Raw genomic sequence first — 18,954 nt, forward strand, 5'->3', positions numbered from 1 at the left:
CAGACCGGTTGGGGAGGCGACAGCGCTAACATCCGCGCATGGGCACGGAACAGCAGTACATCGACGCGATCGGCCGGATGGCCGTCGTGCCGACCATCCTCGACGCCACCGCGCGTCTCACGGGGATGCGTTTCACCGCCGTCGCCCGTGTGACGGACAGCTCCTGGACGGCGTGCGCCGTACGCGACGAGATCGCCTTCGGGCTCAAGCCGGGCGACGAACTCGAGCTGGTCACGACGATCTGCGACGAGATCCGGCAGCACGGACGCCCCATCATCTTCGGCAGCGCCAGCACGGACGAGTACTTCCGGAATCACCCGACCCCCCGGCAATACGGCTTCGAGAGCTACGTCTCGATCCCGATCTTCCGCGCCGACGGCGCGTTCTTCGGCACGCTCTGCGCCATCGACCCGCAGCCGGCCAAGCTCGACGATCCCGTGCTGCAACAGACGCTGGAGCTGTTCGCCAAGCTCATCGGCACCCAGCTCGACGCGCAGGACCTGGACGAGCAGCGCCGGGCGGCGCTGGCCGCCGCCGCCGACACGCGCGAGCTGCTGGAGTGGGAAAACCAGCGCATCACCGCGCTGCTGAGCGAGCGCGACCAGGTGGAACGCGTCATCACCCGCGAGCTCAACGACACCCGGCGGCTGCGCGACGTCGCCGCCCGCCTCATCGGCACCGATGGCGGCTCGGCCCTGTACGGCGAGATCCTCGAGGCGGCGATCGAGATCCTGGACGGCAACGCCGGCACCATCCAGCTGCTGGACGAGACCTCGCAGACCTTGACCTTCCTGGCCACCCGCGGCTTTCTCCCCGCGATGGTGGACCACTTCGCCAGCGTCGACGCGTCGTCGGGATCGCCCTGCGGCATCGCGCTCGCCACCGGGCAACGGTCGTTCGTGCGCTTCGACGATCCGTCCCTGCCCGATCCGGACGGCTCCCATGAGCTGCATCGCTCGGCCGGCGTCAGCAGCGCCCAGTCCACCCCGCTGCTCAGCCGCTCGGGCCGCCCGATCGGGATGTTCTCCACGCACTGGCGCGAGCCGCGCGAGCTCAGCGAACGCGAGCTCCGCTTCCTCGACCTGCTGGGCCGCCAGGCCGCCGACCTGATCGAGCGCAACCAGGTGCAGGAAGCCCTGCTGGCGAGCGAGCGCGAATTGCGCGAGGAAGCCCGGCGCAAGGACGAGTTCATCGCCGTGCTGGCCCACGAACTGCGCAACCCGCTGGCCCCCATCCGCAGCGGCATCGAGGTGCTCAAGCGCGCCAACGGCGACATCCAGCTGATCGAGCGGGTGCGGCCGATGATGGAGCGGCAGATCGGCCAAGTCGTCCATCTGATCGACGACCTGCTGGATGTCTCGCGGATCCGCTCCGGCAAGGTGCAGCTCAAGCGCGAATGGGTCAGCCTGCGATCGCTGGTCGAGAGCGCGCTCGAGGCGCACCGCGGCCAGATCACCGCAGGCGGCATCGACCTCGTCGTCGAACTCGATGACCCGGAGCGGCAGCTCGAGGTCGACCCGACGCGGCTGTCGCAGGTCATCTCGAACGTCCTCCACAACGCGGTGAAGTTCACCCCCGCGGGCGGCCGCATCGCGATCCGCTCGACCGTCGCGCCCGCCCTGTCCGGCGAAGGCTCGGAGCAGGTGCTCCGCATCACCGACTCCGGCGTCGGCATCGCCGCGGACGTGCTGCCCAACATCTTCGACCTGTTCACGCAGGCGCGGTCCGACAGCTCGCGGCACGGCGGGATGGGGATCGGCCTGGCGCTGTCGCGCAGCCTGATGACGCTGCACGGCGGCTCGATCGAGGCGACCAGCGTCGGCGCCGGTCATGGCAGCGAATTCGCCATCCGGCTGCCCGTGCGCGTGCCTGCGGCGTCACCCGCGCTGCCCGACCGCGACGACGGCGACGCCGATCTGGCCGGACTCCGCGTGCTGGTGGTCGACGACAACCAGGACGCCGCCGACGGCGTCGCCATGCTGCTGACCATGTGCGGCGGCGAGGTCCGCGTGGCCTACGACGCCACGCGCATCGTGGACGACGTCCGCGCCTTCGAGCCGGGCCTCGTGCTGCTGGACATCGGCCTGCCGGGCATCGACGGCTACCAGGCCTGCCGGAACGTCCGCGAGGAGATCGGCCACGCGGTCCACATGGTGGCCTTGACCGGCTGGGGCCAGGAGGAAGACCAGCGCCGCGCCACGGCCGCGGGCTTCGATGCGCACCTCACGAAGCCGGTGGACCTGGGGAGCCTGGCGAGGATCGCGTCGACCGCGTCGAAGGCGTCGGCCGCTTCAGCCGCAGCAGCCGCCTCGAAGGCGGCCCTCAGAGCAGACTGACCGCCGGCAGCGTCAGCAGCGAGGTCTCGCGCATGATGCGCACGAAGTCGCCCAGGTAGGGCTTGCTGGCCAGCGCGGTGGTGCTCACCGCATACAGCCGGCCGGTCAGGCCGCCCTCGCCGATGCGCTGCTGCGCGACGTAGCCCCGCGCGAGGTAGTTCTCCACCGCCCACAGCGGCAGCGCGGCCAGGCCGCGGCCGCTGGCCACCAGCTGCAGCATCGCCACCGTCAACTCGCTGGTGCGCCGCGGCGGCGTCACGCCCGCGGGCTTCAGCACGCGGCGCACGAGGTCCAGCATCTCGTCCGGCACCGGATAGGTGATCAGCGTGTGATCGGCGAAGTCCGCCGCCTCCAGCCACGGCTTCGCGAGCAAGACGTGACCCTTGGGCAGGAGCGCGACGATCTCGAATTCGAAGAGCGGGTGCACGACCACCGCCGCCTCGTCCACGTCGACCTCGGAGACGATGGCCACTTCCGCGCGGTCCTGGTGCAGCAGTCCCACGGGATCCGCATGGAAGCCGGACACGATGTCCAGTTCCACCTCCGGCCAGCGGCTGCGGAACGCGTCCATCGCCGGCATCAGCCAGTCGAAGCAGGTGTGGCATTCCACCGCGATCCGCAGTTGCCCCGCGGCGCCGGCGGCCAGGCGGCGCAGGTCGCGGTCGGCCTCCTCCACCAGCGGCAGCACCTGCTCGGCCAGGCGCAGCAGGCGCTGGCCCGCCACGCTGAACTGAACCGGCTGGCTCTTGCGCTCGAAGAGCACGGCCTCGTAATGGTCCTCGAGTCCCTTGAGCTGATGCGACAGCGCGGACTGGGTGAGGTTGAGCAGCTGGGCGGCACGCGACACGTTACCGGCCTCGCGCACCGCCAACAGCGTGCGGAGGTGTCTCAATTCCAACGGCAGGTTCATGAATGAAATTGCTGATCAACCGAAAAACGTTTCGTTTGAATCATATCGAGCCACGCCGGATCATGCGCATCGACTTTCAGCAAGACGACGCGCCAGATGATCAGGATCCATGAACCCATGCGGTGGTTGAGCGCTCCGGCGACCTTGGCGTCGCGCGCCGCCGTATGGCGGGCGCAGCAGGCCAAGGGCCGGGACTTCGTGACTGTGGGCGCCCGGCCCGGCATCGACGCGGTGACGCAGATGCTGGGGCTGGTCGGTATCGGGTCTGTCGACTTCGACAGCGCCACGCGCTTCCAGCTCGATGCTGGCGCACTGCTGGCCGAGATCGACGAAGCCATCGCCCTCCCCGCCAGCCCTTGCGTGGCGCTGCTGGGGCCGGTGAGCCTGCTGTTCCTCGGCAAGAGCGTGGAAGCGGGGTTCGACCGGCTGGGCCTGCTGGACCGGCTGCTCCCCGTTTACGAGACGCTGCTGACCAAGCTCGCGGCGCGCGGCGTGACCTGGGTGCAGATGGACGAGCCGCTGCTCGGCGAAGCCTTGCAGCCGGCGTGGCAGGACGCCCTGCGGCGGGCGTATGCGCGGCTGCTCGGCGTCGATCAGCATCTGATGCTCACGACCGGCGCGGCGCTGCTGCCTGGCAACCTGGCCCTCGCCTGCGAGTTGCCGGTGGCGGGCCTGCACATCGACGCGCCGATCGATTCCGAGGCGTTGAAGGAAGCGGCGCAGCGGCTGCCACGCGAGCGGGAGCTGTCGGTACGGATCAGCGCCCAGGACCACGGCGGCACGCAGGCACTGGCATCGCTGCGCGCCTTGCGTCAGTTGCGCGGCGGCCGGGTGTGGCTGGCGGGCGAGCTGGAATGGAGCGCCCGCGAGCGCGCTCCGGGCGCCGATGAACTGGTCGCCTTGCAACGTGCGCTGTGGCGCGACGACGCGGCGATGGCGCTCACGGCGTCGTCAGCAGCTGCTGCACGCTCGAGAAGTCCAGGCCTCCCCGCCCAGCCCGGCTGTTGAGCGCATAGAGGTTGCGGGCGAGCTCGCCGAGCGGCACGGCCGCGCCGACCTGCAGGGCGGCCTCGACTGCCAGGCCGAGGTCCTTGAGCATCAGGTCGCTGCCGAAGCCGCCGCTGTAGCCGCGCGACGCGGGCGCTTCGGGCTTCACGCCGGGCCAGGGATTGCAGACCTCGGTGGCCCAGCTGCGGCCGGTGCTGACGGCCATCATCGCGGACAGCGCCTGCGGATCCAGGCCGTGGGAGACGCCGAGCGCCAGCGCCTCGCCGGTCACCGCCATGATCACGCCCAACGCCATGTTGTTGCACAGCTTGGCGACCTGGCCGGCGCCGGACGCGCCCATGTGGAAGATGTTCCTGCCCATCGCGGACAGCACGGGCCGGGCCCGCGCCAGGGCCGCCGCATCGCCGCCGACGATGAAGGTCAGCGTGCCGGCCGCGGCGCCCGCCGTGCCGCCGGAGACCGGCGCATCGATCATCGCCAGACCCCGCGCCTGCGCCGCCTGGGCGACGCGCTGCGAGCTCGCCGGGGCGATGGTGCTGCAGTCGATCACCAGCGCGCCGGCGGCGATGCGCGCGATCAGGCCGTCGTCGCCGAGGAACAGCGACTCGACATGCCTGCTGGCCGGCAGCATCGAGATCACCACCGATGCGCCCTCCACGGCCGCGGCCGCCGAGGGCGCCACGGTGACGCCCGCCGCGCGCGCCGCGGCCAGCGCCGCTTCGCTCAGGTCGAAGGCGGCCACCGCATAGCCGTTCTTCACGAGGTTCGCCGCCATCGGCCCGCCCATGTGGCCGAGGCCGATGAAGGCGATGCGTTCTGCAGTCGTTGCGTTTGCGGTTGCGTTTCCAGGTGCCTGGCCGGGTGCGTTGTTCATGGTCTCGTCTCCTTGTCTTGATTGCAGGCACGGTGTGCGATGCCCTTGGGGTCGATGGCAATGCGATGCGATGCCATCGAAGCCTTGCATTGCGTTGCGTTGGGTTGGGTTGGGTTGGGTTGGGTTGCCTTGAACTCAGCGCAGATCGGCCAAGGGATGTTCGCCGGTGAAGCGCGGCGCGAGCAGCGCCTCCAGATGCGCTGCCCCGCCTTCGTCCTGCGAGGCGCCTTGCCAGCGCGGCGTCTTGTCCTTGTCGATCAGCAGCGCGCGCACGCCCTCGGCGAAGTCGGGGAACACGCAGCAGCCGACCGAGGCCTGGTACTCCAGACGGAACACCTCGGCGAGCGAGGCGTGCCGCAAGCGGCGCTGCAAGGCGATGGCCAGCGCTGCCGACGTCGGCGATCCCTTCTGGAAGGCCGCTCCGGCGGCGGCCAGCCAGGCATCGGCCTCGCAGGCCAGCGAGCGCAGTCGCGGCGCGATCGTCGCCAGCGTGTCGTGCGGACCGATCAGCGCGTCGATGCGCGCGCGATGCGGTGCGAGCTGGCCAGGCGCGAGGTCCGCGGACGGCAACGCGCGCAGCAGGTCGTCGAGCCGCTCGGCGTCGGCTGCGCGCTCACCGTCCCAGCGCGCCTGGGCGATGGCCTCGAGCAGGGCGCCGTGATCCTCGGCGCGTGCGGCGCGATCGGCCAACCCGGCCCACAGCGCATCCGCCGCGTTGAGCGGCGCGCCGGTCAGCGCGAGGAACAGCCCGGTGCGTCCCGGCAGCCGCGAGAGGAACCAGCTCCCGCCCACATCCGGATAGAGGCCCAGCGTGATCTCCGGCATCGCCAGCCTGCTGCGCGGCGTCACGACGCGGTGCGACGCGCCGGCCATCAGGCCGATGCCGCCGCCCATGACGATGCCGTGGCCCCAGACCAGCAGCGGCTTCGGGAAACGATGGACGGTGTGGTCGAGGCGGTACTCGCGCTCGAAGAAGTCGGCGGCGTCGCGCGGCACCTTGCCGGGTCCGGCCACGCGCATCGCGCGGTAGAGACCGACCACATCGCCGCCGGCACAGAAGGCCTTGTCGCTGTTGCCGTCGAGGACCACGCCCGCGACCTGCGGATCGTCCGCCCACGCGCTCAACTGCGCCTGGAGCAGGTCGACCATCGGCAAGGTGAGCGCGTTGAGGCTGGCCGGCGCGTTCAGCGTCGCGTGGCCGAAGCGGTGGCCCGATGCGGTCACCACGGTGCGGAACAGCACCGGGGCTGGCGCGTGCTCAGCTTGACTCGTTCGCGCGTCCGGATCCGTATCCCGACTGGCGTTCTGATGGGCTGTCATCGCCGCTCCTCAGGCGTTGCGCCACTGCGGGCTGCGCTTGCCCAGGAAGGCCTGCACGCCTTCGCGCTGGTCTTCGGACTCGAAGAGCCCGATGAACGCCTCGCGCTCGGCGGCCAGCTGCGATTGCGGCGGCGCGACGCGTGCGCCCTGGATCAGCCGCTTGCACGCGGTCACGCTGGTGGGGCTCTGCGCCTGCACGCGCTCGGCCCACTGGAGCGCCTTTGCCAGCGCACCGCCCTTCGGCACGAGGTCGTCGGCCAGGCCGATGCGCAGCGCCGTTTCGGCGTCGACACGCTCGCCCAGCAGCACCATGCGCTTGGCCCAGCTCTCGCCGATGGTCCAGCTCAGCCACTGGGTGCCGCCAGCGCAGGGCAGGAGGCCGACGGTCGCCTCGGGCAGCGCCATCACCGCCTGCGACTCGGCGATGCGCAGGTCGCAGGCCAGCGCGCACTCCAGGCCGCCGCCCATCGCGTAGCCGTTGATCGCCGCGATGCTGACGCCGCGGAAGCTCGACAGCGCCTCGAACGCCTCGCCGAAGCGACGGGCCATGGTCGCGGCGACGCCCTTGTCGCCGTCGGCGAACAGCTTCAGGTCGGCGCCGGCGCTGAAGAACTTCTCGCCGTCACCGGTGATGACCAGAGCGTAGATCTCGCGATCCCGGTTGAGATCGCCGACCAGCCGCGTCAGCGCGGCGAGGCTGTCCGCCGTCCACGTGTGGGCAGGCGGATTCGCCAGCGTGACGATCGCGGTGTGGCCGCGGCGCTCCAGGCGCAGGCCGGCGTAGCCGGGCGTCGTTTCGTGGTTGTCAGTCATGGCGTCAAGGAAGTGAGGTGGGGATGGGATCGAGGGGTTGAAGGTCATCTGACTTCGACAGGCCGCTGGCCCTCACCCCTGCCCTCTCCCGCAAGCGGGAGAGGGAGTAAAAGGAGCGAGCGGGGCGCACTTCCTTTTCCGCAAGCGGGAAAGGAAGTAGGCAGGGCGCGGTGGAACTCCCTCTCCCGCTTGCGGGAGAGGGGGGGGTGAGGGCCAGCGGCCGCACGAAGTCCTGATCACCGGATCGCCTCCGGCGCCTGGTCCTGCAACATCCGCCGCGCGACGATGACGCGCATGATTTCGTTGGTGCCTTCGAGGATCTGGTGCACGCGCGCATCGCGCAGGTAGCGCTCCAGCGGGTACTCGCGGATGTAGCCGTAGCCGCCGTGGATCTGCAGCGCCTCGTTGCAGACGCTGAAGCCGATGTCGGTGGCCAGGCGCTTGGCCATGGCGCAGTACACCTGCGCGTCGGGCGACTTCGCGTCCAGCTTGGACGCCGCCAGCCGCACCATCTGCCGCGCGGCGACCAGCTCCGTCGCCATGTCGGCCAGCTTGAACTGCAGCACCTGCATGTCCGCCAGCGCCCGGCCGAACTGGTGGCGCTCATGCATGTAGCGCTGGGCCGCGGCCAGCGCGCCCTGCGCGGCGCCGACCGAGCACGTCGCGATGTTGATGCGCCCGCCGTCCAGCCCCTGCATCGCGATGCGGAAGCCCTGCCCTTCTTCGCCCAGCCGGTGCGCCGCCGGCACGCGCACGCCGTCGAAGGCGACGGCGCGGGTGGGCTGGCTGTTCCAGCCCATCTTCTCTTCCTTGCGGCCGTACTGGATGCCGGGCGAATCGCCTTCCACCAGGAAGGCGGAGATGCCGTCCGCGCCCGCGCCGCCGGTGCGCGCCATCACGACCAGCACGTCGGTCGCGCCGGCGCCGGAGATGAAGGCCTTGTTGCCGTCGATCACGTAGTCGTCGCCGTCGCGCCGCGCCGTCGTGCGCAGCGAGGCGGCGTCGGACCCCGACCCCGGCTCCGTCAGGCAGTACGACGCGAGCTTCGCGCCGCTGCACAACGCCGGTCCGAATCGATGCGCGATCTCCTCCGACGCATGGGTGCTCACCATCCACGCCGCCATGTTGTGGATGCTGAGGAAGGCGGTGGTCGACGGGCAGGCCGCGGCCAGTTCCTCCAGCACGATGCTCGCGTCCAGCCGCGGCAGCCCGAGTCCGCCGGTCGCCGCCGGCGCATAGAGCCCGCAGAAGCCGAGCTCACCCGCATGACGCAGCGTGTCGCGCGGGAAGAAGGACTGCGCGTCCCAGCCGGCCGCATGCGGTGCCATCTCGTCGCGGGCGAAGTCGCGCGCCGCCTGCTGGAAGGCGCGTTGCTGCTCGTCGAGCTCGAAGTCCATCAGGTCCTCACCGCCTTACTGCCTCATGGCCTCTTGGCCTCACTGGAGGCTGATCGTCGTGTTGACGCCGCCGGTGGACGCGTCGTCGAACCAGCGCGCGGTGACGGTCTTGGTCTGCGTGTAGAAGAGGACGACCTGCTTGCCGTACGGTCCCAGGTCGCCGAGCTTGGACGCGCGCGAGCCGGTGAACGAGAACAGCGGCACCGGCACGGGGATGGGCACGTTGATGCCGACCTGGCCGATGTCGATCTCGTCCTCGAAGCGGCGCGCGGCCGCGCCGGACTGCGTGAACAGGGCGGTGCCGTTGCCGTTCGGATTCGCGTTGATCATCGCGATCGCCTCGTCCAGCGTCGCGGCCTCGGCGACGCACAACACCGGGCCGAAGACCTCCTGGTCGTAGATCGTCATGCCGGGCGTCACGCCGCTGAAGATCGTCGGACCGACGAAGTTGCCTTCCTTCAGTCGGCCGCTGAGCGGCGGCAGGCGGCCGTCGAGCGCCAGCGTCGCGCCGTCCTCGATGCCGCGCGCGATCAGGCTGTCGACGCGATCGCGCGCCGCGCAGGAAATCAGCGGCCCGACGTCGGTCGTCGCCGAATCGCCGGCGCCGACGCTCAGGCCCTTGGCCTTGGTGATCAGGTCCGGCAGCCACTCGCGCGCGGCGCCGACCAGCACCGCGACCGACACGGCCATGCAGCGCTGCCCCGCCGCGCCGAACGCCGCGCCGGTCAGCGCGTTGAGCGTCTGTTCCTTGTGCGCGTCGGGCAGCACGACGGCGTGGTTCTTCGCGCCCATCATGCATTGCACGCGCTTGCCGGCCTTCGTCGCGCGGTCGTGGACCAGCGTGCCGACGCGCGTCGAGCCGACAAAGGAGATCGCGCGGATACCGGCGTGGTCGCACAGCGCGTTGACGACGTCCTCGCCGCCGTGCACGACGTTCAGCACGCCCTGGGGGATACCGGCCTCGAGCGCCAGTTCCACGAGCCGCATCGTCACCATCGGGTCCTGCTCGGACGGCTTCAGCACGAAGGTGTTGCCGCAGGCGATGGCCATCGGGAACATCCACAGCGGGATCATCGCGGGGAAGTTGAACGGCGTGATGCCGGCGCACACGCCCAGCGGCTGCAGCAGGGTGTAGGTGTCGACGCCGCCGGCGACGTTGTGCGCACGCTCGCCCATCTGCAGCGAGCCGATGTTGGCCGCATGCTCGACGACCTCCAGCCCGCGGAACACGTCGCCTTCGGCATCGGCGAGGGTCTTGCCCTGCTCCGCGGTCAGCGTCGCGGCCAGCGACTTGATGTTGTCGCGGATCAGTTGCTGGTACTTCAGGAAGATGCGCGCGCGCTGCCCGATGGGCACCTTGCGCCAGGTCTTGAACGCCTGCTGCGCGGCGGCGATCGCGGCCTCGACTTCCTCGGGCGTGGCCATCGGCACGCGGGCCAGGCGTTGCTGCGTCGCCGGGTTGATCACGTCGCGCCAGTCGGTGCTGCGCGACTGGACGAATTCGCCGTTGATCAGCAACGGGATACGGGGCAACTCTTCGCGGCTCATGCACGGTCTCCAGCAGGTCGATGCCATCGTCGCGACCCGTTCGCGAACCATTCACGGACGATTTCGCGGCGCACTCGACGGTGGGTTGAATTTCACAGAGAATCTATCCACACACTTCGCAAGACACCAGTTCTTCCTCTTGTGAAGCGGTGCGGCGGCAAAACACTCCACAAGAATTCTGTGAAATCAGCGAATCCTGTGAATCGCATGGCCCTTCCCCACAGCCCCCCGCCGAGTTCGTCCCGCAAGCTGTTCATCGGCCCGCGGATCCGCCGGCTGCGCGAGCAGCTGCAGTGGAACCAGGCCGAGCTCGCGAGCCGTCTGGCGCTGTCGCTCAGCTACGTGTCGCAGATCGAGACCAACCAGCGGCCGGTCACGGCGAGCGTGCTGATCAAGCTGGCGGAGGTGTTCGGCGGCGGCATCGGACAGTTCTCGGAGGAGCACGACCAGCAGTTGCTGGCGGACCTGGACGCGGCGCTGCGCGACCGCTCGCTGACGACGACGGTGATGGCGCCGGCGCAGGTTGCGCGGCTGGTGGAGCAGGCGCCGGAACTGGCCGAGTCCTACGTCGCGCTGCATCAACGCTACCTTCGGCTGCAGGACGAGCACTCGCAGATGATCGACCGCTTCTACGGCGAGCAGGGCCGCGAGGCGGCGGGGGCGCCGCCCTCGTTCCGCGGCGAGCCGCTGCCGCACGAGGCCGTCCGCGATCACCTGAACCGCCGCAACAACCATCTCGACGATCTGGACCTGCGCGGCGAGCAGTTGGCCGAGTCGCTCGGTCTGGTGCCCGGCCATCGCGCGCAGCCGCTGCGGGAGCTGCTGCTGCGGCGCTTCGGCATCCGCACCGAGGTGGGCGACGACGGCGAGACGCGGGAGGCGTCGTCCGACGCTTTCCTGCGTCACTACGACGCACGGCGCAAGCTGCTGCGGATGCCGCGTTTCCTGAGCGATGCGCAGCAGGCGTTCCAGCTTGCGACGCAGTACGCGCTGATCGCCGAGGCCGAGGCCATCGAGGCGGAACTCGGGGCCGGCGCCTTCGTCGACGACGCGACGCGCGCGCTGGCGCGACAAGGCTTCGCCCACTACTTCGCCGGCGCGACGCTGCTGCCGTACGGCGAGTTCCTGACCGCGGCGCGCCACGCGCGCTACGACGTCGAGCTGCTGCAGCAGCGCTTCCAGGTCAGCGTGGAGACGGTCTGCCATCGGCTGTCGACGCTGCAGCGCAACGGCCATCGCGGCGTGCCCTTCTACTTCGTCCGCGTGGACCAGGCGGGCAACATCTCGAAGCGGCAGAGCGCGACGAGCTTCCACTTCGCGCGGCACGGCGGCGCCTGCCCGCTGTGGCACGTGCACGAGGCCTTCGCGCAGCCGGGGCGTTTCCTCACGCAGATCGCGGAGATGCCCGACGGCAGCCGCTTCTTCGGCATCGCACGGACCATCGAGCGGCACGGCGGCGGCGGCTACCTGGCGCGGCGCAAGCTGTTCGCGATCGGCCTGGGCTGCGACATCTCGCATGCGCGGGAGCTGGTGTACGCGGAGGGCTTGAGCTTCGACGAGCGCACGGTGTCCAAGCAGGCGATCCCCATCGGCCCCGGCTGCCGCGTCTGCCCGCGCGAGCACTGCGTGCAGCGCGCGTTCCCGCCGGCCGGCAAGGCGCTGGTGGCGGACAGCGACAGCGAGTCGCTGGTGTCTTACCGCTTCACCGGCTGAGGAATGCCATCATCGGCCTCCGACGCCTCGCCGAGGGCGCCTAATGATGTTCAGGATCAACGCTGGAGCGGATGATGAAGCGCAGTACCCCACCCCACCCCGACAAGCGACAGCGCCCCGGCGATGAACGCGCGTTGCCCACCGCGGAGCGCGCGGAGCTGCAGCGGCAGGGTGCCAAGGCCGCGGCCCGCGGCGACGGGACGTCCGGCAATCCGATGGACCAGACCTCCAACCTGCCCACCAGCACCGGGGAATGCGCCGACCTGTGGCAGGAGCGCAAGGATGCGTGGCAGAGCGGCCATGAAGCCCAGTCGAGGACCGACGACGCCGCCACGACCCGCAGCGACAGCGACCGCACGAAGGACGAGCACTGAGCCGTCCGGCGTCATGCATGAGGCGCATGAGGCGCATGAGGCGCATGGGGCCCACGAGGCGCTCCAGGCACGGTCAGCCCATGCACAATCCCCTGCCAAATGCGCGGCTCGCCCATCCTCTTCCTTCGATACGTCCGACGGCTCCTGGTGGCAGGGGCACTGGCCCCGCTGCTGACGCTGGCCGGCGCCAGCCCGGCGCCGTCCGCTCCGATGGCCTCGGGGACCGCCGCGGTCGCCCCCGTCGCGGCGCCGGACATCCTGACGCGCGCCGACGAAGACCTGCAGCGCGTCGACCGGGCGAAGCGGCTGCTCGGGGCGGCCGACCCGTCCGAACGACTGGGCCGGGAACTCGACACCATCGCGCGGCCGGTCAACGCCAAGCTCAACGCCGCCGCGGGCGGTGCACTGCGCACGCTGACGGTCATGCGCCTCGAGAGCCTGGCGCGACACTGGGACTTCGACGACCGCCGTTTCGCGCGATGGGAAGAGCGGTCCGACCGGGCGCTGTCCCCGTACGCGGAGGCCGCCCTCCAGTTGGCCCAACGACGCGCGGCGTGGTCGGCCACGCGCGCGGCGGGCCTGCTCGACGGTCTTCCGCCGGCGCTCTCGGCGCGCGTCGACACGATGCTGGCGCAATTCGATGCGTCCGAAGCGGCGCTGAGCGTCGTGCTGGCGAGGCAGTTCGACCTGACGCAGCGCGCGAGCGAGCTGAAGGCCCGCATCCAGTCCGGGCGTGACGAGGTCGATGCGGCCATCGACGAGATCGACCGTCAACTGCTGCGGACGGACGTGCCGCCGCTGTGGCACGAGTTCAGACCTGGCACCGGCACGGCCGGAGCGATCGCCGCGATGGCGCGCGGCTTCGACATCGAACGCCAGTTCGCGGTGGACTACCACGCCGCCGACGGCGGCAACCAGCAGGCGCTGCGTCTGTTCCAGATCCTGCTGCTGCCGCTCATCCTGTGGCTGGCGGTGCGCGCCCGCCGTGCCCCCGATGATGGCGCCCCCGGCCACGTGACGCGCGCGCTGCGTCGCCCCGTCTCGTCCTGGCTGCTGCTCGCGATGCTGGGCGTGCTGGTGCTGGAGCCCGACGCCCCGCTGCTCGTGCAGGAAATCGCCCTGGTGCTGGCGCTCGTCCCGGTGTTGCGCCTGCTGCCGTCGGGCACGGTGCGCGCGCTGGGCGTCTGGCCTTACGTCGCGGTGGCGCTCTACATCGCCGACCGCCTGGGGGTGGCCGTTCCGGCCGACGTCGGCCTGTACCGCCTCTACACGCTGGCCGTGAGCGTCCTGGCCATGGGGCTCACCGTGTGGCTGCTCCGACGCGCGCCTCGTGACCGCCCCGCCGGCGAAAGCCGTCTGCAGGCGGCGGTCCGCCGGATCAGCTGGATCGTGCTGGCCGTGCTCACGGTCTCCGTCGCCTCCAACATCGGCGGGAACATCTCCCTCGCGGAGACCCTGACCAGCGGCGTGATCGACAGCGGCTACATGGCCCTGCTGCTCTACGCGGGCGTGGCGGCGGTGCGCGGCATCCTGCACGCGCTCGTGCGGCAACCCGAGCTGGCGCAGCGCAAACTCGTCCGGCAGCATGGGCCGACGCTGGAGGTGATGGTCACCCGGCTGCTGGTCCTCGCCGCCTGGCTGGGCTGGCTCGTCTACAGCATGGACCGGTTCCGCGTGCTCCGCCCGTTGCACGCCATCGGGACCCGGGTGCTGGATCTCGGCGTCGACGTGGGCGAGGTCTCCATCCATCTGGGCGATGTGCTGGTGTTCCTCCTGTCGAGCTGGCTGGCGTTGTGGGTGGCCCGCGCCGTCCGTCGACTGCTGCGCGACGAGCTGCCCCACCACGCCGCGCTGCCGCGCGGCGTGGGCAACAGCATCGCCTCGCTGAGCTACTACGGCGTCCTGCTGTTCGGCTTCCTGGTGGCGCTGTCGGCGGCGGGCTTCAAGGTGAGCCAGCTCGCGCTGGTGTTCGGCGCCTTGGGCGTGGGCATCGGATTCGGACTGCAAGGCGTGGTCAACAACTTCGTCTGCGGCCTGGTGCTGATGTTCGAGCGTCCGATCCAGCCGGGGGACCTGGTCGACGCCGCGGGCACGTCCGGCACCGTGCGCGAGATCGGCCTGCGCGCCACCATCTTGCGCACCTTCGACGGCGCCGACGTGGTGGTGCCCAACGGCCTGCTGCTGAGCGGGAACCTCACGAACTGGACCCTGTTCGACCGCAGCCGCCGCATCGAGATCGCGGTCAACGTCGCCTATGGATCGGACCCGGCCCAGGTGCTGGCGGTGCTCGGCGCGGCGGCACGCGAGACGCCGGGCGTGTCCGGGCATCCGGCGCCGGTGGTGCTGATGACCGGCTACGCCGACAGCGCGCTGAACTTCGTGGTGCGCGTCTGGACGCAGGACGTCGGCGGATGGACGACCCTGCGCGGCGAGCTGCTCGCCCGCGTCCTCGCGGCGCTCGATCGCGCCGGCATCGACATCCCGTATCCGCAGATGGACGTGCACCTGCGCAGCATGCTGGACAGCGCGGAGCCCCACCCGCGGTCTCAGTCCCAGCCCTGAACCGTCTGACGACGAGCCGGGAAGTTCTCCCTGCGTTTGCTCGTCATCGGCACGGCTTACCGGGCTGTCGCCGACCCGGCGGCGGGCCTGCCGCCGTGAAGCGCCTCCCTGGATGCGTGACGCCAAGCACCGCCGTTCTGGCGCGGCTGTCCCCGCGCGACGGCGCCCAGCTTGCCTGGAATCGTTGAGCCGGGTTCCGGCACAACGAAGGTGTGATCATGAACAGCCATCCCTCCCCCGGCGGCACGCCGCCTCCCCCGACCTCGCGCCCCGAGAATGAAGACGACGATCCGGTGGGGGACAACCAGCCGGTGACCGGATCGACCGATCCGGATGCGCCGGAAGGCCACAGCGAGGGCGACAGCGAGGGCGACGTCGGCGAATCGAATTCCGGCGCCGTGCGCACCGGTGACGACGGCGGCGGTGCGCCCCGGCGATCGTCCGACGCCGATCCCGCCGACCCCGCCGTGGTGCCGGAGGAAGTGCAGGAGGAAGTGCCGGAGGAGTTGCCCGAAGGGAGCGATGCGCGCCCCAGTGACCGCCTCAACGGCCACCACCAGGAGGACTTCGCGTCGGGGCGCGCCGGGCGCCGGCCGGCATCGGACAGCACGCTGCCGCAGCACAGCCGAGGCTGAGCGGCCGCGCGCCGGCGTGCGGTGCCGGCGTCTCCCATCCGGGCGACGTCGGCCTGCCCCGTGGGTGGTATGTTGCGCGCTCCGCACCACCGGCATCCCGACATGCAAGCACCCGGTCTTCGTCTGCTCCGAGCCATCGTCCGTGCCGGACTCGCGTTGCTGCTGCCGCTCCTCGTCCCGGCCGCCGCCATGGCCGCGATGGCCGCCCAGGCGCCGACGCCGGAGCGCATCCCCCTCGCCGAGCTGCTGAAGCATCCGCCGCTGGACCAGCTCCACCACACCTCGTGGGGTCCGCGGGAAGGACTGGTCGGGCCGGTCTACAGCCTGGCGCAGACCACCGACGGTTACCTGTGGCTGGGCACCGATCGCGGCCTGCTGCGCTTCGACGGCGTCCGCTTCGAGACCTTCGAGTCCCTCGCCGGCGAGAAGCTCCCCGAGCGGTCCGTGCTCTCGCTGCGTGCCACCCCGGACAACGGCCTGTGGATCGGCTTCATGCGCGGCGGCCTCGCCCACGTCCGCGACGGCCACGTCCTGCTGCAGGAGCCGATGCGCCCCGGCGGGTTCGAAGGCGCCACGCGCGGCTTCGCACAGGAGAAGGACGGCACCGTCTGGGTGGCCAGCACGCGCGGCCTGTTCAAGAGAACCGGCGACCGCTGGCAACGGATGGGGAAGGCAGAGGGCTATCCCGAGCCCTCCCCCGATCTCATCACCTGGAACGTGCTTCTGGACGGCGACGGCAACCTGTGGGTGAACAACACCCGCGGCCTGCTGGTGAAAGCGGCGGGGCAGTCCCGTTTCTCTCCGGTCGAGACGCCAGGCACCACCCCCAATTACATGGCAGTGGATCCGACCGGACGGATCTGGGCGGTCATCAAGATGGAGCCGTTCCAGATGCGCTACTTCAGGCTGCCGCGTCCCCAGGTGCCCGGCGACGTCTTCGGCACCGGCCACCCCGTCGCCGCGAGCACCTACATGCCCATGTTCGACCGGGACGGCTACTTCTGGTCCGGTGCACGCGACGGGGTGACACGCGAACGCTTCCCCGGCGAGGAGCCCGCCGTCGGCCGGGACCTCTCGCCCGAGGCCTTGGCCCCGCCGCCCACGCCTTTCCTCCCGCTGGTGCCCGCATCGGCCGTCCCGGCCACCACGGCCGCCTCGGCAGCCGTGGCCATCACCACCGCGACCGACGGCATGCAGGCCTACACCTTCGGCCTCCCGGCCATCCAGCGCCTGACGCCGAACCAGCGCCTGAGCGGCGAGCAGGTGATGCGGCTGCTGCAGGACCGGGAGGGGTCGATCTGGATCGCCACGAACGGCGGGCTCGACCGCCTGCGGCCCACGCGGGTCTCCCTGTTCCAGTTCCCGGTTCCCATGTCCACGCTGGCGATGGCCATGGGGCCGCGCGGCGACCTCTGGTTCACGTCACGCGCCGCCATCTTCCATCTGCCGCCGGCGGGCGGCGAGCAGGAGCTGCGGCAGTACGCCGTGCCCAATTCGACGATCAGCCGGGTGTTCGTCGACCATGCCGACACCGTCTGGGTGGGCGAGATCAGAGGCCTCTCCCGTCTGGATCCCGGCGGGCCGTCCACGGTCGTACGCACCCCGGACGTTCCGAACTGGAAGGGCACGATCAAGGATCTGGCCGAAGACCGCTCGGGCACGATCTGGGTCGCCTCGCAGTTCAGTGGGCTGCTGCGCCGCTTCAGCGACGGACGGTGGGAATGGTTGTCCGGGAACAAGGGATTCCCGTCGGGCTCGCTGGCCTCCAGCATCACCGTGGATCCGCGGGGTCGCGTCTGGATCGGCTACGTCGACGGCCAGGTCCTGCGCGTCGACGAAGGCGACCGGCTCACCCGCTTCGCCGACAAGGACGGGCTGCGCGTCGGCGGCGTGCTGGCGATCACCGCGGGCAAGGGACACGTCTGGATCGGCGGCGACCGTGGCGTGCAGCGTCTGGACGACGATGGTCGTTTCCACGACCTGCGCAGCGGCTCGGCGGACGCGCTCAACAGCGTGAGCGGCATTGTCGAGACCGCCGAGGGCGAGCTCTGGCTGAACGGCGCGGCCGGCATCACCCGCATCGCGGCGGCCGACCTGCGGCGGGCGATGGAGGCGCCGGGCTTCCAGGTGCCGTTGACGCAGCTGGACACGCAGGATGGCCTGACCGGCCGGGCGGAGACCAACTGGCCGCTGCGCACGGCGCTGCAGACGCCCGACGGTCGGCTCTGGTTCGCCATGACCAACGGCGTGGTCACCGTGGATCCGGCCCGGTTGACGCGCAGCGCAGCGCCTGCGGTACTCGACATCCAGCGCGTGCTGGTGAACGGCACGGCGCTTCGACCCGACGCCGGCGGCCTCGTGCGCGCGGTCGCGGGGACCAAGGACCTGCAGGTCGACTACACCTCGCTGTCGCTGGCGATGCCCGAGCGCGCGAGCTTCAAGTACCGGTTGCGCGGGCTCGAGACGAACTGGCACGAGGCCGGCTCGCGCCGCCAGGCCTTCTATACCAACCTCGGTCCGGGCAGCTACACCTTCGAAGTGCAGGGAACGAATGAGGACGGCGTCTGGAGCGCCAAGCCTGCCACGCTGGCCATCGAGATCCCGCCGACCTTCGTCCAGTCGACCGGCTTCCGTGTCCTCTGCGCGCTGGCGGCCCTGATCGCGATCGCGCTCGTCGTGCGCATGCGCCTGCGCCAGATCGAAGCGCGGGCGCGTGAGCGCTACAGCGCCCGGCTCGACGAACGCACCCGCATCGCGCAGGACCTGCACGACACGCTGCTGCAGGGCTTCCAGGGGCTGCTGCTGCGCTTCCAGCGCGTGGCGTGGGGCATCCCCGACGACTCCCCGGCGCGCGCGGAAATGGAGCGTGTGCTGGACCAGGCCGACGCCGTGGTGATCGAGGGCCGCAACCGCGTCACCGACCTGCGCCTGCCGCCGCCCGACGTCGGCACGCTGGAGCAGACGCTGGAGGCGCTGGGGCGGGACCTTTCCGGTTTCCATGACGCGGCGTTCCGCTGCGACGTCGAAGGCACGCCGCGGCTGCTGGACGCGTGCGTGCACGCGGAGCTGGCGCTCGTGGGCCGGGAGGGGCTGTTCAACGCGTTCCAGCATGCGAAGGCGACGGGCATCACGCTCACCATCGCGTACACCGACGCTGCTTTCACGATCAGGATCGCCGACGACGGCGTCGGCGTTCCGACCGCGACGCAGGCCGACGGCCACAGCCCGGGTCACTGGGGCCTGAGCGGCATGCGCGAGCGCGTGACCCGCGTGGGCGGCAGCTTCGAGCTGCGCAGCGCGCCGGGCGCGGGCACCGACGTGCTGCTGAGCATCCCTGCCGCACTGGCCTACCGCCGGCGCGACAAGCCGCCGCGCCTACCGGCCCTTCAGCGGCGGCTGCGCGAGCTGCTGGGTCGCGTGCTGCCCACGCGAGCGCCGGGTTGAGGGCAGGTTGAGGCCGGGCT

At 70.9% G+C, this 18,954-nt stretch carries 13 protein-coding genes; 7 read left to right on the plus strand and 6 right to left on the minus strand.

Annotation, left to right across the window (positions count from 1 at the left end):
• Positions 1 to 38 precede the first annotated feature (38 nt).
• Entirely contained in the window at positions 39 to 2,336 is a 2,298-nt protein-coding gene (locus AC07O8_RS16000) for a hybrid sensor histidine kinase/response regulator (RefSeq protein ID WP_495048969.1), read from the plus strand.
• Here the strand turns inward: AC07O8_RS16000 and AC07O8_RS16005 are convergent.
• Positions 2,323 to 3,246, minus strand: a complete 924-nt coding sequence (locus AC07O8_RS16005) for a LysR family transcriptional regulator (RefSeq protein ID WP_495048970.1) — start codon at positions 3,244 to 3,246, stop codon at positions 2,323 to 2,325. The genes AC07O8_RS16000 and AC07O8_RS16005 overlap by 14 nt on opposite strands.
• A gap of 117 nt (positions 3,247 to 3,363) precedes the next feature.
• Here AC07O8_RS16005 and AC07O8_RS16010 point away from each other — a divergent pair, with 117 nt between their 5' ends.
• Positions 3,364 to 4,254: a hypothetical protein gene (locus AC07O8_RS16010; RefSeq protein WP_495048971.1), complete on the plus strand. Its 891-nt coding sequence runs from the start codon at positions 3,364 to 3,366 to the stop codon at positions 4,252 to 4,254.
• On the opposite strand, the gene mmsB is transcribed toward AC07O8_RS16010, so the two are convergent.
• The 5 genes from mmsB to AC07O8_RS16035 all read right to left on the minus strand — a co-directional run bounded on the left by mmsB (position 4,187) and on the right by AC07O8_RS16035 (position 10,206).
• Entirely contained in the window at positions 4,187 to 5,128 is a 942-nt protein-coding gene (gene mmsB, locus AC07O8_RS16015; RefSeq protein ID WP_495048972.1) for a 3-hydroxyisobutyrate dehydrogenase, read from the minus strand. The genes AC07O8_RS16010 and mmsB overlap by 68 nt on opposite strands.
• A 135-nt stretch (positions 5,129 to 5,263) precedes the next feature.
• On the minus strand, positions 5,264 to 6,370 hold the full coding sequence (locus tag AC07O8_RS16020) for an enoyl-CoA hydratase/isomerase family protein (protein ID WP_495048973.1): 1,107 nt from the start codon (positions 6,368 to 6,370) through the stop codon (positions 5,264 to 5,266).
• Between the two features lie 87 nt (positions 6,371 to 6,457).
• The gene (locus AC07O8_RS16025) at positions 6,458 to 7,261 is read right to left on the minus strand and encodes an enoyl-CoA hydratase (protein ID WP_495048974.1); all 804 of its coding nucleotides are present in this window, start codon (positions 7,259 to 7,261) and stop codon (positions 6,458 to 6,460) included.
• 236 nt (positions 7,262 to 7,497) lie between these two features.
• Positions 7,498 to 8,658, minus strand: a complete 1,161-nt coding sequence (locus AC07O8_RS16030; RefSeq protein WP_495048975.1) for an acyl-CoA dehydrogenase family protein — start codon at positions 8,656 to 8,658, stop codon at positions 7,498 to 7,500.
• A 39-nt stretch (positions 8,659 to 8,697) separates the two neighbouring features.
• Positions 8,698 to 10,206, minus strand: coding sequence for a CoA-acylating methylmalonate-semialdehyde dehydrogenase (locus AC07O8_RS16035; RefSeq protein WP_495048976.1), 1,509 nt, complete (start codon positions 10,204 to 10,206; stop codon positions 8,698 to 8,700).
• 207 nt (positions 10,207 to 10,413) lie between these two features.
• Between AC07O8_RS16035 and AC07O8_RS16040 the strand changes: the two genes are divergently transcribed.
• The 5 genes from AC07O8_RS16040 to AC07O8_RS16060 all read left to right on the plus strand — a co-directional run bounded on the left by AC07O8_RS16040 (position 10,414) and on the right by AC07O8_RS16060 (position 18,934).
• Positions 10,414 to 11,919 (plus strand): helix-turn-helix domain-containing protein, encoded by a 1,506-nt coding sequence (locus tag AC07O8_RS16040; protein ID WP_495048977.1) that lies wholly within the window; start codon positions 10,414 to 10,416, stop codon positions 11,917 to 11,919.
• A 74-nt stretch (positions 11,920 to 11,993) separates the two neighbouring features.
• Complete coding sequence (locus AC07O8_RS16045; RefSeq protein ID WP_495048978.1) at positions 11,994 to 12,293, plus strand: CrpP-related protein; 300 nt, start codon at positions 11,994 to 11,996, stop codon at positions 12,291 to 12,293.
• 99 nt (positions 12,294 to 12,392) lie between these two features.
• Positions 12,393 to 14,855 (plus strand): mechanosensitive ion channel family protein, encoded by a 2,463-nt coding sequence (locus tag AC07O8_RS16050; RefSeq protein ID WP_495048979.1) that lies wholly within the window; start codon positions 12,393 to 12,395, stop codon positions 14,853 to 14,855.
• 218 nt (positions 14,856 to 15,073) lie between these two features.
• The gene (locus tag AC07O8_RS16055) at positions 15,074 to 15,490 is read left to right on the plus strand and encodes a hypothetical protein (RefSeq protein WP_495048980.1); all 417 of its coding nucleotides are present in this window, start codon (positions 15,074 to 15,076) and stop codon (positions 15,488 to 15,490) included.
• A 102-nt stretch (positions 15,491 to 15,592) separates the two neighbouring features.
• On the plus strand, positions 15,593 to 18,934 hold the full coding sequence (locus AC07O8_RS16060) for a sensor histidine kinase (RefSeq protein ID WP_495048981.1): 3,342 nt from the start codon (positions 15,593 to 15,595) through the stop codon (positions 18,932 to 18,934).
• The last annotated feature ends 20 nt before the right edge of the window (positions 18,935 to 18,954 follow it).

This window comes from Roseateles sp. GW821-FHT09G09 (assembly GCF_059415965.1).

What these genes read in the sequence shown, in the direction of transcription:
- AC07O8_RS16040 (WP_495048977.1), top strand. Translation starts at nt 10,414, where the DNA reads ATGGCCCTTCCCCACAGCCCCCCGCCGAGTTCGTCCCGCAAGCTGTTC.
- AC07O8_RS16035 (WP_495048976.1), bottom strand. Translation starts at nt 10,206, where the DNA reads ATGAGCCGCGAAGAGTTGCCCCGTATCCCGTTGCTGATCAACGGCGAA.
- AC07O8_RS16050 (WP_495048979.1), top strand. Translation starts at nt 12,393, where the DNA reads ATGCGCGGCTCGCCCATCCTCTTCCTTCGATACGTCCGACGGCTCCTG.
- mmsB (WP_495048972.1), bottom strand. Translation starts at nt 5,128, where the DNA reads ATGAACAACGCACCCGGCCAGGCACCTGGAAACGCAACCGCAAACGCA.
- AC07O8_RS16060 (WP_495048981.1), top strand. Translation starts at nt 15,593, where the DNA reads ATGCAAGCACCCGGTCTTCGTCTGCTCCGAGCCATCGTCCGTGCCGGA.
- AC07O8_RS16055 (WP_495048980.1), top strand. Translation starts at nt 15,074, where the DNA reads ATGAACAGCCATCCCTCCCCCGGCGGCACGCCGCCTCCCCCGACCTCG.
- AC07O8_RS16030 (WP_495048975.1), bottom strand. Translation starts at nt 8,658, where the DNA reads ATGGACTTCGAGCTCGACGAGCAGCAACGCGCCTTCCAGCAGGCGGCG.
- AC07O8_RS16010 (WP_495048971.1), top strand. Translation starts at nt 3,364, where the DNA reads ATGCGGTGGTTGAGCGCTCCGGCGACCTTGGCGTCGCGCGCCGCCGTA.
- AC07O8_RS16000 (WP_495048969.1), top strand. Translation starts at nt 39, where the DNA reads ATGGGCACGGAACAGCAGTACATCGACGCGATCGGCCGGATGGCCGTC.
- AC07O8_RS16025 (WP_495048974.1), bottom strand. Translation starts at nt 7,261, where the DNA reads ATGACTGACAACCACGAAACGACGCCCGGCTACGCCGGCCTGCGCCTG.
- AC07O8_RS16045 (WP_495048978.1), top strand. Translation starts at nt 11,994, where the DNA reads ATGAAGCGCAGTACCCCACCCCACCCCGACAAGCGACAGCGCCCCGGC.
- AC07O8_RS16005 (WP_495048970.1), bottom strand. Translation starts at nt 3,246, where the DNA reads ATGAACCTGCCGTTGGAATTGAGACACCTCCGCACGCTGTTGGCGGTG.